The sequence below is a fragment of the Pseudomonas sp. 30_B genome (assembly GCF_017491605.1).
Taxonomy (GTDB): domain Bacteria; phylum Pseudomonadota; class Gammaproteobacteria; order Pseudomonadales; family Pseudomonadaceae; genus Pseudomonas.
Genome location: NZ_JAFGYY010000020.1, coordinates 62,676 through 76,310 on the forward strand (window position 1 = coordinate 62,676; position 13,635 = coordinate 76,310).

The 13,635-nt window shown below is 64.3% G+C and carries 13 protein-coding genes; 7 read left to right on the forward strand and 6 right to left on the reverse strand.

Annotated elements, in window-relative coordinates:
* The first annotated feature begins 10 nt into the window (after nt 1-10).
* Nucleotides 11-745, forward strand: coding sequence for a proteasome-type protease (locus J5M67_RS20500; protein WP_207887156.1), 735 nt, complete (start codon nt 11-13; stop codon nt 743-745).
* A 137-nt stretch (nt 746-882) separates the two neighbouring features.
* On the opposite strand, the gene J5M67_RS20505 is transcribed toward J5M67_RS20500, so the two are convergent.
* The gene (locus J5M67_RS20505; RefSeq protein ID WP_207887157.1) at nt 883-1,686 is read right to left on the reverse strand and encodes a cytochrome c; all 804 of its coding nucleotides are present in this window, start codon (nt 1,684-1,686) and stop codon (nt 883-885) included.
* A 674-nt stretch (nt 1,687-2,360) separates the two neighbouring features.
* Here J5M67_RS20505 and J5M67_RS20510 point away from each other — a divergent pair.
* The 4 genes from J5M67_RS20510 (at nt 2,361) to J5M67_RS20525 (ending at nt 7,530) form a co-directional block, all read left to right on the forward strand.
* Nucleotides 2,361-3,566, forward strand: coding sequence for an acetyl-CoA C-acetyltransferase (locus tag J5M67_RS20510; protein WP_207887158.1), 1,206 nt, complete (start codon nt 2,361-2,363; stop codon nt 3,564-3,566).
* Nucleotides 3,567-3,670: 104 nt separating this feature from the next.
* Nucleotides 3,671-5,815: a 3-hydroxyacyl-CoA dehydrogenase NAD-binding domain-containing protein gene (locus tag J5M67_RS20515; RefSeq protein ID WP_207887159.1), complete on the forward strand. Its 2,145-nt coding sequence runs from the start codon at nt 3,671-3,673 to the stop codon at nt 5,813-5,815.
* Between the two features lie 218 nt (nt 5,816-6,033).
* On the forward strand, nt 6,034-6,588 hold the full coding sequence (locus tag J5M67_RS20520) for a cysteine hydrolase family protein (RefSeq protein WP_207887160.1): 555 nt from the start codon (nt 6,034-6,036) through the stop codon (nt 6,586-6,588).
* 204 nt (nt 6,589-6,792) lie between these two features.
* Nucleotides 6,793-7,530: an amidotransferase gene (locus J5M67_RS20525; protein WP_207887161.1), complete on the forward strand. Its 738-nt coding sequence runs from the start codon at nt 6,793-6,795 to the stop codon at nt 7,528-7,530.
* Nucleotides 7,531-7,786: 256 nt separating this feature from the next.
* Here the strand turns inward: J5M67_RS20525 and J5M67_RS20530 are convergent, their stop codons facing one another.
* The 4 genes from J5M67_RS20530 to J5M67_RS20545 all read right to left on the reverse strand — a co-directional run bounded on the left by J5M67_RS20530 (nt 7,787) and on the right by J5M67_RS20545 (nt 10,543).
* On the reverse strand, nt 7,787-8,758 hold the full coding sequence (locus tag J5M67_RS20530) for a magnesium and cobalt transport protein CorA (RefSeq protein WP_207887162.1): 972 nt from the start codon (nt 8,756-8,758) through the stop codon (nt 7,787-7,789).
* A 104-nt stretch (nt 8,759-8,862) separates the two neighbouring features.
* Nucleotides 8,863-9,084 carry a hypothetical protein gene (locus J5M67_RS20535; protein WP_207887163.1) on the reverse strand — a complete coding sequence of 74 codons (222 nt, stop codon included), beginning with the start codon at nt 9,082-9,084 and terminating at the stop codon, nt 8,863-8,865.
* Nucleotides 9,085-9,488: 404 nt separating this feature from the next.
* Nucleotides 9,489-9,674: a hypothetical protein gene (locus J5M67_RS20540; protein WP_207887164.1), complete on the reverse strand. Its 186-nt coding sequence runs from the start codon at nt 9,672-9,674 to the stop codon at nt 9,489-9,491.
* 179 nt (nt 9,675-9,853) lie between these two features.
* Nucleotides 9,854-10,543, reverse strand: coding sequence for a crotonase/enoyl-CoA hydratase family protein (locus J5M67_RS20545; protein WP_207887165.1), 690 nt, complete (start codon nt 10,541-10,543; stop codon nt 9,854-9,856).
* Between the two features lie 207 nt (nt 10,544-10,750).
* Between J5M67_RS20545 and J5M67_RS20550 the strand changes: the two genes are divergently transcribed.
* Nucleotides 10,751-12,025: a hypothetical protein gene (locus tag J5M67_RS20550; RefSeq protein ID WP_207887166.1), complete on the forward strand. Its 1,275-nt coding sequence runs from the start codon at nt 10,751-10,753 to the stop codon at nt 12,023-12,025.
* Nucleotides 12,026-12,046: 21 nt separating this feature from the next.
* A complete protein-coding gene (locus J5M67_RS20555; protein ID WP_152222548.1) occupies nt 12,047-12,331 on the forward strand; it encodes a GNAT family N-acetyltransferase in 285 nt (94 codons plus the stop codon).
* A 212-nt stretch (nt 12,332-12,543) separates the two neighbouring features.
* On the opposite strand, the gene J5M67_RS20560 is transcribed toward J5M67_RS20555, so the two are convergent.
* A complete protein-coding gene (locus tag J5M67_RS20560) occupies nt 12,544-13,620 on the reverse strand; it encodes a 3-deoxy-7-phosphoheptulonate synthase (RefSeq protein ID WP_207887167.1) in 1,077 nt (358 codons plus the stop codon).
* Nucleotides 13,621-13,635 lie beyond the last annotated feature (15 nt).

Genomic DNA, 13,635 nt, shown 5'->3' on the forward strand with positions numbered 1-13,635 from the left:
TGAGAAAGCCATGACCTACTGCGTCGCCATGAACCTCGCCCAGGGCCTGGTCTTCGTTTCCGATTCGCGCACCAACGCCGGCGTCGACAACATCGCCGTGTTCCGCAAGCTGCACATCTTCGGCACGGCGGGGGAGCGCCTGATCGTGGTGCAGAGCGCCGGCAACCTGGCCACTTCGCAGTCGGTCATCAGCGTGCTGCGCCAGCGCATGGGCAGCGACGAGCCGAACCTGGGCACGGTGGAGAACCTGTTCGAGGCTGCGCGTCTCGTGGGTTCGACGCTGCGCGAGGTGGTCGACCACGACGAGAACATCGGCCAGAACCAGGGCGTCGATCTGGGCAGCTCCTTCCTCGTCGGTGGGCAGATCGGCGAGGAAGTGCCGCGCCTGTTCAACGTCTATCCGCAGGGCAATTTCATCGAGTCCACCCGCGACACGCCTTACTTCCAGATAGGCGAGAGCAAGTACGGCAAGCCGATCATCGACCGCGCCATGAGCTACGCCACCCCGCTGGAGCAAGCCTTGCGCTGTGCGCTGATCAGCTTCGACTCGACCATCCGCAGCAACCTCTCGGTGGGCATGCCGCTGGACCTGCTGGTGTACCGCGAGGGCAGTCTGGAGGTGCCGGCGGGCTACCGCATCCAGGAGGGCGACCCGTATTTCGAGGGGATTCGCAGCCAGTGGGGGGCCGGGCTGCGCCAATTGCTGGGCGAACTGCCGGCGCCGCCGGGGGATTACTGGCACTGACGGCGGTCTGGAACGGAGTGCTCTGGTAGGAGCGGACTCTGTCCGCGATCGACTTATTGCCGCTCCGGCCGGCCAGGGAGCCGGGGGAAATCAATCGCGGACGGAGTCCGCTCCTACAGGTTCACTCCGGCGTGCAGTCAACTGCCAGCCTTCACCTTCCGCCCCGCCATGTGCTTCAGGTAGGCGACGATCTGGTCCAGCTCCTTGTCGCTGACGACATCGGCGGCAAAGCCCTTCATCCGCGCTTCCGGCCAGTGCCGCAGGCTCTGCGGATCGCGGATGTACTGCTTGAGATAGCCCGGCGCGAAGTACTCGGTGGGGTTGTGCGGCAGGTTCAGGTCCGGGCCGAACTGCGAGTCGCCGGCGCCGTTCAGGCGGTGGCAGGCCAGGCAGTTTTTCTGGAACTGGGCGAAGCCGGCCAGCACCTGTTTCGAGGCGTCCTTGGCGGGCATCAGCGCCGGGAAGCGTTCGGCCAGCGGCTTGAGGTAGCGGATGCTGGCGACCTGGAAGGGCCATTGCTCCGGGCCGATGCCGGTGGCTTTCGGATCGGTCCACACCAGGTAGAAGGGCCCGGCGGACGGCTTGCCCTCGGCCAGCGGCGGCCAGGGTTTGTCGGCCTGCTCGATGGCCAGCCAGGCGCGCGAGCCTTTTTCCGCCAGCAGCGGCGCGGCCGGTAGTTCGGCGGCGAAGCCATCCAGTGCCACCGCCTGCAGGTGATCGGCGGACTTCACGCCATCCAGCAGCGCGGCCAGGGGCACGGCGCGGTAGTGCATGGTGCGGTTGTAGGAGACGTCGGCGGGAATCTCGATGTCCTGCGCCTTGGGATTGGCCAGCAGTTGCTCGGTGGTCAGGTGATGCTGGCCATCGGGCAGTTCAAGGGTCAGGGTGGCGGCGAAGGACGTAGGGCAGAGCAGCAGCAAGGACAGCAGCAGTGGGCGCATGGAGGTTCGGTTCCGTGAACGGGGAGGGCCGGCGAACCATAGCAGAAGGTGGGGATGTGGGGAGGTGACTCCCGCGCTGCGTTGACCGTGGCTCGCGGATAGCGGCACGCGGTGCGCAGCAACGGGATCGTTGGTGTGTTGTCCCTAACCGACCAGACGACTCAGATTGGGGATGATCAGTACAACAGTGGTGGCAAAGACGATCAGGCTAGCCTGACGCCATTTTCTCGATTGTTGATAATCCATCATGGCCTTCCGCCTTTCTTGTTGTTGGCGCGGTTCCGATCCGCACTCACGGCCTGTCGGCAGTGGAGCCAGCGCCTTGGCTTCTGACCGCCCCGGCAAAACCCGGCAGCGGCACTCTTCGCAGTGTCTGCCAAATGGAGTCTAAGCCTAGTGCGACGTGGGCTTAGACCATCTGGCAGCAAGTCCTGCAGTTCCAGGCATATTCCATCTATATGAACAGCGCGTGACAGCTCTGGCCCGCCTGTCGACCGTTTGTCCGGCATTTTGCGCAGGCCTTTTCCAGAGCCTTCGCCCTCCGGCCCGCCGGTCGGAGGTTGAGCGTGGCGGTCAATGCGCCTGAGCGCTGCGGTCATTGTCGGTGTCCGCCACGCCGCTAAGGTAGGCCGACACGCCACGCCTGCGTGACGACAACTCTAAGAGAGAACGCCATGACCGAAGCATTCATTTACGACGCGGTGCGTACTCCCCGCGGCAAAGGCAAGAAGGACGGAGCTTTGCACAGCGTCAAACCGGTCAACCTGATGGCCGGTGTCCTGCGTGCGCTGCAGCAGCGCAACCAGCTCGATACCGCCCAGGTCGACGACATCGTCCTGGGCTGTGTGACCCCGGTGGGCGACCAGGGCTCGGACATCGCCAAGACCGCCGCGCTGGTGGCCGACTGGGACGAGCAGGTCGCCGGCGTACAGATCAACCGCTTCTGCGCCTCGGGCCTGGAGGCGGTCAACCTGGGCGCCATGAAGGTGCGCTCGGGCTTCGAGGACCTGGTGGTGGTCGGCGGCGTGGAGTCCATGTCCCGCGTGCCCATGGGCTCCGACGGCGGCGCCTGGGCGCTGGACCCGGAAACCAACCTGCACACCAGCTTCGTCCCCCAGGGTATCGGCGCCGACCTGATCGCCACCCTGGAAGGCTTCAGCCGCAGCGACGTCGACGCCTTCGCCCTGCGCTCCCAGCAGAAGGCCGCCAAGGCCCGCGCCGAAGGCCTGTTCGGCAAGTCGCTGGTGCCGGTGACCGACCAGAACGGCATCGTCCTGCTCGACCATGACGAATTCATCCGCGCCGACTCCACCCTCGAAGGCCTCGGCGCGCTCAAGCCCAGTTTCGAGATGATGGGGCAGATGGGCTTCGACGCCACCGCGCTGCGCAAGTACAGCTTCGTCGAGCGCATCGAGCACGTGCACACACCGGGCAACAGCTCCGGCATCGTCGACGGCGCCGCCGCCATGCTCATCGGCTCCGAGGCCAAGGGCCGCGAGCTGGGCCTGAAGGCGCGCGGGCGCATCGTCGCCACCGCGGTGACCAGCACCGACCCCACCATCATGCTCACCGGCCCCGCGCCGGCGACCCGCAAGGCGCTGGCCAAGGCGGGGCTCAAGGCCGAGGACATCGACCTCTACGAGGTCAACGAGGCCTTCGCCTCGGTGGTGATGAAGTTCATGAAGGACATGGGCGTGCCGGAGAGCAAGGTCAATGTCAACGGCGGCTCCATCGCCATGGGCCACCCGCTGGGCGCCACCGGCTGCATGATCCTCGGCACCCTGCTGGATGAACTGGAGCGGCGCAACCTGCGCTACGGCCTGGCCACCCTCTGCGTGGGCGGCGGCATGGGCATTGCGACGATCATCGAACGAATCTGATCTTGTAGGAGCGAGGGGGACGCCTAGTCCTTGCTCGCGAACCGCCCAGAGCTTCGCGAGCAAGCTCGCTCCTACAGGTCTCCCACCCTGGGAAGAGAACAAAAATGACTGACGCTATCCGTTACGAGAAAGGCCAGGACAACATTGTCGTCCTGACCATGGACATGCCCGGCCAGAGCGCCAACACCATGAACGGTGTGTACCGCGAGGCCATGGCCGCCACCGTGGCGCGCCTGGAAGCCGAAAAGGATTCGATCGCCGGCGTGGTGATCACCTCGGCGAAGAAGACCTTCTTCGCCGGCGGCGACCTGAATGAACTGATCAAGGTGACCAAGGCTGATGCCCAGGCTTTCTACGAAGGCATCCTGGTTATCAAGGGCCAGCTGCGTCGCCTGGAGACCCTCGGCAAGCCCGTGGTCGCCGCCATCAATGGCGCAGCCCTGGGCGGCGGCTGGGAAATCTGTCTGGCCTGCCACCACCGCATCGCCCTGGACGAAAGCCACGTCCAGCTCGGTCTGCCGGAAGTCACCCTGGGCCTGCTGCCCGGCGGTGGCGGGGTGGTGCGCATGGTGCGCCTGCTCGGCCTGGAGAAGGCGCTGCCGTACCTGGCCGAAGGCAAGAAGGTGCGCCCGGACCAGGCGCTCAAGGCTGGACTGATCCACCAACTGGCCTCCAGCCGCGAAGACATGCTGGTCAAGGCCCGCGAGTGGATCGCCGCCAACCCGGCCGCCAAACAGCCGTGGGACAGCGCCGGCTACAAGATTCCCGGCGGCACGCCATCCAGCCCTGCCGTGGCGCAGATGCTGGCCATCGCTCCGTCCGTGCTGCGCGACAAGACCAAGGGCTGCTTCCCGGCGCCGGAGAAGATCATGTGCGCCGCCGTCGAAGGTGCGCAGGTGGACTTCGACACCGCGCAGCTGATCGAGGCGCGCTACTTCACCGAGCTGACCACCGGCCAGGTGGCGAAGAACATGATCGGCACCTTCTGGTTCCAGCTCAACGAGATCAACGCCGGCAAGTCCCGTCCACAGGGCATCCCGCCGCAACAGACGAAGAAGGTCGGGGTGATCGGCGCCGGAATGATGGGCGCGGGCATCGCCTATGTCTCGGCCGCCGCCGGCATCGAGGTGGTGCTCAAGGACGTTTCCCTTGAAGCGGCGGAGAAGGGCAAGGCCTACTCCGCCGGCCTGCTGGACAAGAAGGTCGGCAAGGGCCAGATGAGCGCCGAGAAGCGCGACGCCTTCCTCGCGCGGATCAAGCCGACCGCCAGCGATGCCGATTTCGAGGGCTGCGACCTGATCATCGAAGCGGTGTTCGAGGACCGTGGCCTGAAGGCCAAGGTCAGCGCTGCTGCCGAGTCCGCCGCGCTGTCGGATGCGGTGATCGCCTCCAACACTTCGACCCTGCCAATCACCGGTCTGGCCGAAGCCGTGGCGCAGCCGCAGAAGTTCATCGGTCTGCACTTCTTCAGCCCGGTGGACAAGATGCCGCTGGTGGAGATCATCCGTGGCGAGAAGACCGACGACGCCACCCTGGCCCGCGCCTTCGACTACGTCCTGCAGATCAAGAAGACCCCGATCGTCGTCCACGACAGCCGTGGCTTCTTCACCTCCCGCGTGTTCGGCACCTTCACCAACGAAGGCCTGGCCATGCTCGGCGAGGGCGTGTCGGCGGCGATGATCGAGAACCAGGCGCGCCAGGCCGGCATGCCGGTGGGCCCGCTGGCGATCAGCGACGAAGTGTCGATGAGCCTGATTACCCACATCCGCGAGCAGACCCGCAAGGACCTGGAAGCCGAAGGCAAGCAGTTGCCCAGGCACCCGGCCTTCGCCGTGGTGGACCTGATGGTCAACGAGTACAAGCGCCCGGGCAAAGCCGCCGGTGCCGGCTTCTACGACTATCCCGCCAACGGCAAGAAGCACCTGTGGCCGGAGCTGAAGCAGCGCTTCGAGAAGGCCGACGCGCAGATCTCCGCCGAGGATGTGCGCGACCGCATCCTCTTCGTGCAGGCCATCGAGACCGTGCGTTGCGTGGAGGAGGGCGTGCTGACCTCCACCGCCGACGCCAACATCGGTTCGATCTTCGGCATCGGCTTTGCGGCCTGGAGCGGCGGCGCGCTGCAGTTCATCAACCAGTACGGGCTGAAGGACTTCGTCGCCCGCGCCGAGTACCTGGCCGAGCAGTACGGCGAGCGTTTCCTGCCGCCGGCACTGTTGCTGGAGAAGGCGGCGCGGGGGGAGCAGTTCTGAGGGCTTTTGGTAGGAGCGAGGGGGACGCCTAGTTCTTGCTCGCGAACCTGGCCTCGCAGCGGGGCTGTTCGCGAGCAAGCTCGCTCCTACAATGTCCGGGTGCTCGTACAGAGTGTCGGCAGACATTCAGTTGAAAGAATCAACCGGCCCCATGGCCGGTTTTTTCTTGCCCGCACAGGCCGTAGGATGACGGCTTCCCACCTGCACGGATCGCCCCGATGACACCTCCCGTCCTGTTGATCATCGACCAGCAGAAAGGCATGCGCGCCAGCCCGGAGCCGCGCAACAACCCGCAGGCCGAGCAGCGCATCGGCGAACTGCTGGCCGCGTGGCGCCAGGCCGGCTGGCCACTGGTGCATATCCGCCACATCTCCCGCACGCCCGGCTCGCCGTTCTGGCCGGGCCAGCCTGGCGCAGAGTTCCAGGAGGCGCTGGCGCCGCTGGAGCATGAGCACGTGGTGGAGAAGAACGTCCCCGATGCCTTCATCAACAGCGGCCTGGAGCGCTGGCTGCGGGTGCGGGGCATCGAGACAGTGGTGATCTGCGGCGTCAGCACCAACAACTCGGTGGAGGCCACGGCCCGTTCGGCGGGCAACCTGGGGTTCGCCACGCGGGTCGTGGCAGACGCCTGCTATGCCTTCGACAAGCCCGATTTCAACGGCGTGCAGCGCAGCGCGGAGGAGGTTCACGCCATGTCCCTGGCCAACCTGCAAGGCGAATATGCGCAAGTGGGGGACGCGAACTCGATCCTGCGAACGCTGTCCCTGGGCTGAGTCCTTGCCGACCGGCCGTCACCCTTGTGCGTCCACGCAATTGAAGGGTGACGGGTTTTCCGGTATTTCCCCTGAAATTCCTGCACAAGAATCGTCTTCGGCATCTTGTGCGGTGAAAAAAATGGGCGTAATTTTCACGCGCGTTTCATCAGTGCCAGGAAAACCATTCTTATCAGCCGCTAACCCCCCAGGAATCACCCCTGCATGTCGTTGCACATCTGCATTCTGGAAACCGACATCCTCCGCCCCGAGCTGATCGACCAGTACAAAGGCTATGGCTGGATGTTCCAGCAACTGTTCGCCAAGCAACCCGTTCCGGCCGAGTTCAAGGTCTACAACGTGGTGGAAGGGCATTACCCGCCCGACGATGAGAAGTACGACGCCTACCTGGTGACAGGCAGCAAGGCGGACTCCTTCGGCGACGACCCCTGGATCCAGAAGCTCAAGGACTATGTGCTGGAGCGATACCAGCGTGGCGACAAGCTGCTGGGCGTGTGCTTCGGCCACCAGTTGCTGGCCCTGGTGCTGGGCGGCAAGGCCGAGCGCGCCAGTCAGGGCTGGGGCGTGGGTATCCACGACTACCGCATCGAGGAGCAGCCGGAGTGGATGAGCCCGGCGCCGGGCGATGGCCTGACCCTGCTGGTCAGCCACCAGGACCAGGTCACCGAACTGCCCCACGGCGCGCGCCGTATCGCGTCGAGCGATTTCTGCCCGAACGCCGCCTACGCCATTGGCGACCAGGTGCTGTGCTTCCAGGGCCACCCGGAGTTCCAGAGCGATTACTCCCAGGCGATCCTCGAACTGCGCAAGCACGTGTTCAGCGAGCCGGTATTCCAGTCCGGCATCGACAGCCTCGTTCGTCCGCACCAGGGCACTGCCGTGGGCGAGTGGATGATGCGCTTCGTGCAGCAGGGCCGCGAGAAGAAGCAGAACGCTGCCTGATTGCGACTGTGTCGAATGAAAGCGCCGCTCAATCGAGCGGCGTTTTCGTTTGTGTGGTTGCGCCTTTCGGCGCCATCGCGGGCATGGCCCGCTCCTACGGGTTCTGGCGTCATGCTGAGGCGTCCTTCCGGAGGGCGCGCATTCCGCCGCGACGGATTTCGCGGACAAGGTCCGCTCCTACGATCGCCGGATATTGCCGCGTCGTCCTTGTAGGAGCGGGCCATACCCGCGATCCGGCCGCGAGGCCGGCCAGGCCTCAGAGCCACTCCGCCTGCTTGAAGCTGATGTACAACCCGACGCAACCCAGCACCAGCAACCCCATGACCAGGAAGTAGCCGTAGTGCCAGTGCAACTCCGGAATGTATTCGAAGTTCATCCCGTAGATGCCGGCCACCGCCGTGGGAAAGGCGAGGATCGCCGCCCAGGCGGCGAACTTGCGCTGCACCACGCTCTGCCGTGAAGACTCCAGCGCCAGCCCCACCTCGATGGTCTGGGTGGCCACGTCGCGCAGGGTGGTGAGGTCTTCCAGCAGGCGATTCACGTGGATCGCCACGTCGCGGAAGTAGGGGCGCATCTGCTTGTCGATGAAGGGGAAGTCCAGGCGTTGCAGCTCCTGGCAGATCTCCACCATGGGCGCGGCATAGTGCTTGAGCCTGAGCACCTCGCGGCGCAGGCCGTAGATCTTCTCGATCTGCTCCTGGGTCAGCGACTTGCGCAGCACCTGCTGCTCCACTTCCTCGATTTCCCCGCGGATGGCTTCCACCACCGGCTCGTAGTTGCTGACGACGAAGTCGAGCAGGGCATAGAGCACGAAGTCGGTGCCGTGGGCCAGCAGCAACGGTCGCGCTTCGCAGCGCTGGCGCACCTGAGCGTAGGACTGCGAGAAACCGTGGCGGGCGCTGATGATGTAGCCGACGCCGGCGAACAGGTGGGTCTCCACGAACATCAGTCGGCTGTCGGCGCGGATTGGCGAATAGATCACCATGAACAGCGCATCGCCGAAGGTCTCCAGCTTAGGCCGGCTGTGCTTTTCCAGGGCGTCGGAGACGGCCAGTTCGTGCAGGTTGAACTGCCGCTGCAGGTTGAACATTTCTTCCGGTGTCGGCTCCTGCAACCCCGTCCAGACAAAATGATCGGGTTGGCAGGCCCAGCGATAACCGTCCTCCAGGGGAATATCGGAGACCTTGCGGCCCTTGCTGTAGACGGCGGATGCAATGACACGGCCCATGGTGACCCCCGCAACTGGCTGGCGCGCGGGGCGGTTCGCCCCACGACGCAGACGCTCACGCGAACAGTGTTGGACAAGCTGGCCGGCTGCGCCAGCCGGAAGGCTCAGGAGTGAGGGCGAAGGGAGTTCTGCAGGCCCTGCAAGGCCACCGGCAGCGCCTGGTTGATGCGGGTGAAGAGTCCGCTTCGGTCGATGTTGTCCACCGGTGCGCGGCGGGCGCTGTCGTAGCCGGCGGCCAGTGCCATGACGACCAGGATCACCATGGTGTAGAGCCCCAGGACGGCAAGGGCGCCGTTGCGAGCGTAGCGGTGGGCTTGGCGATTCATGGTGGCGATCCGGGCGGGTGGAAACGATGGCTCAGTGTCGCTGTCGCCCTGCCGGCTGAATAACGAAGCCGGTTGCTTTCGTGTATCAGGGAAATTAATGGGGGCTCGGGAGGCGCCCGGCGAAGGCGAAGCTGGAGCACGTCGGGCCTTGCCTGAAGGCGTTTGCCCGATACCGGCATGGCGAGCCGCGTGGTACGGCCTTGCCTGGCGAACGGCGGGGCGGGCTGGACGCTGTTGATGGAGCGCTGCCTGGACGACCCGCGGGGCGCAGTGGTGGTCTACCGCAAGGGTGTGGCTGCAGCCGAGTGAGGACACCCCGTCGCCCTTGATAAGCCCGGCCACAAGCCGGGCTTTTCGCACAGGGCTGGACGGCATGGTGTCACCTGCAGCGGGCGGGGGCGGAGTCAGCCTTGCTTGGCAGTGGCTTCCACGGTGTGGCTGGCCGCCTGCTCGGTCACTTGCTGCTGGGCGCTCTGGGTCAGCTCCAGCATGCGGTTCTGCATCAGCGGGGATTCTTCGGCGAAGCTGGCCTGGGCGGCGAGGGCAGTGACAGCGGCGAAGACGGTAGCGGCGATAACGTTGAGTTTCATGGTGAACACCTCCGATGGTGTTGCTTTGGGTTCATCCATAGGTTAATGCGCAATAATTTTTAAAAAATAGCGATACGGATTAATCAGTATTTACAAAAACGTAATAGTTGGCCCGAGCAATGAACGATGCGGGCAGAAAAAAGCCCGGCGCGGGGCCGGGCTTTTCTTCAGCGTTGACCTCAGGCGAGGTGCTGCTTGTCCTGCTCGATGGCGCGGTCGAGGGTCTCCAGCAACTGCTTGCGCACCTTCAGCTTGGTGTTGCGGTGGGCGGTCATGTTGAGCTTCTTCAGGTGGCGTGCCGCTTCCAGGGCCGCTTCCTGCAGTTGCTCGGCCGCTACCACCTTGTCGAGGAAGCCGGCGTCCACGGCATCGCGGGGGTTGAACATCTCGGCGTTGATCACCGAGCGGGTGAAGGCCGAGCGACGCAGGCGGTCGCGGGCCAGTTCGATGCCCACGTGGTGCATGGTCATGCCGATGGCGACTTCGTTGAGGCCGATCTGGAACGGGCCGTCGACGCCGATCCGGTAGTCCGCCGAGAGCAGGATGAAAGCACCCTTGGCCACCGCATGGCCGGTGCAGGCGACGATGACCGGGTAGGGGTGGGAAAGCATGCGGCGCGCCAGGGTGGAACCGGCGGCTACCAGGCTCACGGCGTTTTCCGGGCCGGAGGTCATCACCTTCAGGTCGTAACCGCCGGAGAGGATGCCCGGCTGGCCGGTAACGATGACCACCGCCCGATCCTGTTCCGCCTGATCCAGCGCCTGGTTGAAGGCCTCGATGACGGCGGGGGAGATCGCGTTCACCTTGCCGTTGCTCAGGGTCAGGGTGGCGATGCCGTCTTCGAGTTGGTAGGTGATCAGCTCACTCATGGCGGTAGTCCTTGGTTGGAAGTGGGCCAGAACATACTGACGGGGGGAGCGTGCGTAAAGCACTTTGGCTGACCGGTGAGTCACCCGTAATCCGGGCTCTGTGGGGATTCGCACACATTTCCGGGAAGCCGTCGTGGAGGGCATTCGACAGTGCTGTTAAGCTGCCACTATTGCCCGTGATGCCCCCGCTCTCGCAAGGACCGCCCCATGTCGAAACTGGTCAAATGGATATTCCTCGCCCTGGTCGCCGTCGCCCTGATCATCAAGGCGTCGTTGTGGCTGTCCGTGCGCAGCATCGTCAACGATGCGATCGCACAGTTGTCGCCGATGATGGAGATCAGCTACGGCGGCATTTCCTCGTCCTTCGACGGCCGGGTCGGTCTCAAGAACGTGGTGATCAAGGTGCCCGTGGCGCGGGACAGCCTCAAGGTTGCCCATGCCCAGTTGAAGTTCGATGGCTTGCGGGAACTGCTGAGCTTCAAGGAGCGCCTGGCCGAGCGCAAGCTGCCCGAGCAGTTGGCGCTGGAGCTGCAGGGTGTCGAGCTGGAGGTGGCCGGCCCGTTCGTGCAGCAGCTGTATGCCGTGCCCGCCGAGAAGAGCGCCTTCACCGCGATGAGCGAAGTGGCTTGCGGCGACGTTCGCAACATCGGTGTCGATGAATTGCTGCAGATGGGCTATCGCACCCTGCAATCGGACCTCGAATTCTCCTACCGCTTCGAGCCCGGTGCGCAGAAGCTCAGCTTCAGCCTGCGCAACGACGCCCGCGACATGCTGGACCTGCACCTGAGCATGTTGCTGATGAATGTGTCCGAACGTCCGGGCGACATGCGCGTGAACCCGCCACGAATCGAGCAGGTCACCGTGGAGATGGACGACAACCAGTACCAGCGCCGGGTCACCGAGTTCTGCCGTGGCAAGCTCGGCCTCGACCAGAAGGCCTACGTGGCGCTGTCGCTGGAAAAGTTCGACCAGGCCCTGCGCCAGCAGCGCATCGCGCTGGACAAGCCGGTGCTCGATGCCTATGGCCGCTACCTGAGCGATCCCCGTTCGCTGCGCGTCGAGCTGACCCCGACCGAGGGGATGGCCTGGGATGGTCTACAGTTCTTCGAGCCCAAGGATGTGATCGGGATGCTGCGTCCGAGCGTCCTGGTCAACCAGGAGGCGGTGACGCCGTTGGGTTTCACCTGGGTCGATCCTCTCAAGCACAAAATCACTCCTGAAAACGACCTTCAAATGGTTTCGGCTGAAGAAACGGTTGAGTCGAAGCCTAGAACGCAGCAATATGAGTTCGTTAATGTTGACAGCCTTGCCCAGTACACCGGCAAGCGCCTGCAGTTCATCACGTTTGATGGTGCCTATTACCAGGGTGTGCTGCACAAGGTGGAGAACGGTCGAGCCTATATCACTGTCCTGTTAGGGACAGGCTCGGCGGAAATGTTCCTCCGCCTGAACAAGATCAATCAGGTGCGGGTCATGTTGTGAGGCCCCAGAAGGAGAGAGCAAGTGAGTGAGTCGTTGTCCATCCATCACGATGAAACCAGCCACCAGTTCGTCACGACGGTGGATGGCCATCGCGCCTATCTGGCCTATATGGATCTGGGCAAACAGACGCTCGACATTTACCGCACCTTCGTTCCGGACACTTTGCGTGGCCGTGGTATTGCCGCCGCTCTCACCGAACACGCCCTGCAGTACGCCGAGCGCAAGGGCTACAGCGTGATCCCGTCGTGCTCCTACGTGGAGCGCTACCTGGAGCGCCGCCAGCGGCATACCGATACCGCGCTCTGATAGCCACAGACATGGAAAGCCCCGCGGATGCGGGGCTTTTTCTTGGGCGGCTTTTTGTTGTAGGAGCGAGCTTGCTCGCGAACGGAGTTACTCGAAACTCCTTGGCTGGGCGGTTCGCGAGCAATCTCGCTCCTGCAGATTCCCAGCCCAGGCAGCGATCGTGAAGGCGTAAAAAAGCCGGGCAATGCCCGGCTTTTTCATTACCGCAAACCTCAGCCGCGCTGACGCTTGGGCAGGACGTCCTTGAGCTTGGCGTGCATGCTGCGCACGGCTTTCTCGGTGGCGTCCCAGTCGATGCAGGCATCGGTGACGGATACGCCGTACTGCAGCTGGCACAGGTCCTTCGGGATCGACTGGTTGCCCCAGTTCAGGTGGCTTTCCACCATCAGGCCGACGATGGAGTTGTTGCCTTCGGCGATCTGGTTGGCGACGTTGTCCATCACCAGTGGCTGCAGGGCCGGGTCCTTGTTGGAGTTGGCGTGGCTGCAGTCGACCATGATGTTCAGCGGAATCTTCGCCTTGTTCAGCTCCTGCTCGCACAGGGCAACGCTGACCGAGTCATAGTTCGGCTTGCCGTTGCCGCCGCGCAGTACCACGTGACCATAGGGGTTGCCCTTGGTGGTGACGATGGACACGCCGCCCAGCTGGTTGATGCCGAGGAAACGGTGCGGGCTGGAGACAGACTGCAGGGCGTTGATCGCCACGGTCAGGCTGCCGTCGGTGCCGTTCTTGAAACCGACCGCCGAGGACAGGCCGGAGGCCATCTCTCGGTGGGTCTGGGATTCAGTGGTGCGCGCGCCGATGGCCGACCAGCTGATCAGGTCCTGCAGGTACTGCGGGGAGATCGGGTCGAGCGCCTCGGTGGCGGTGGGCAGGCCCATCTCGGCGAGGTCGCGCAGCAGCTGGCGACCGATGTGCAGGCCGTCCTGGATCTTGAAGGAGTCGTCCAGGTAGGGGTCGTTGATCAGGCCTTTCCAGCCGACGGTGGTGCGCGGCTTCTCGAAGTACACGCGCATCACCAGGAACAGGGTGTCGGAGACTTCCGCGGCCAGCACCTTCAGGCGCTCGGCGTATTCGTGGGCGGCCTTGATGTCGTGGATCGAGCAGGGGCCGATCACCACGAACAGGCGGTGGTCCTTGCCGTCGAGAATGTCGCGGACGACCTGGCGGCCGTGGGCGACGGTGCGCAGGGCGGCGTCGGTCAGGGGGATTTCGCGCTTGAGCTGCTCCGGCGTGATCAGGGTCTCGTTGGAGGCAACGTTAAGGTCGTCGATCTGTAAATCAGCCATCGTGGTACTCAATCA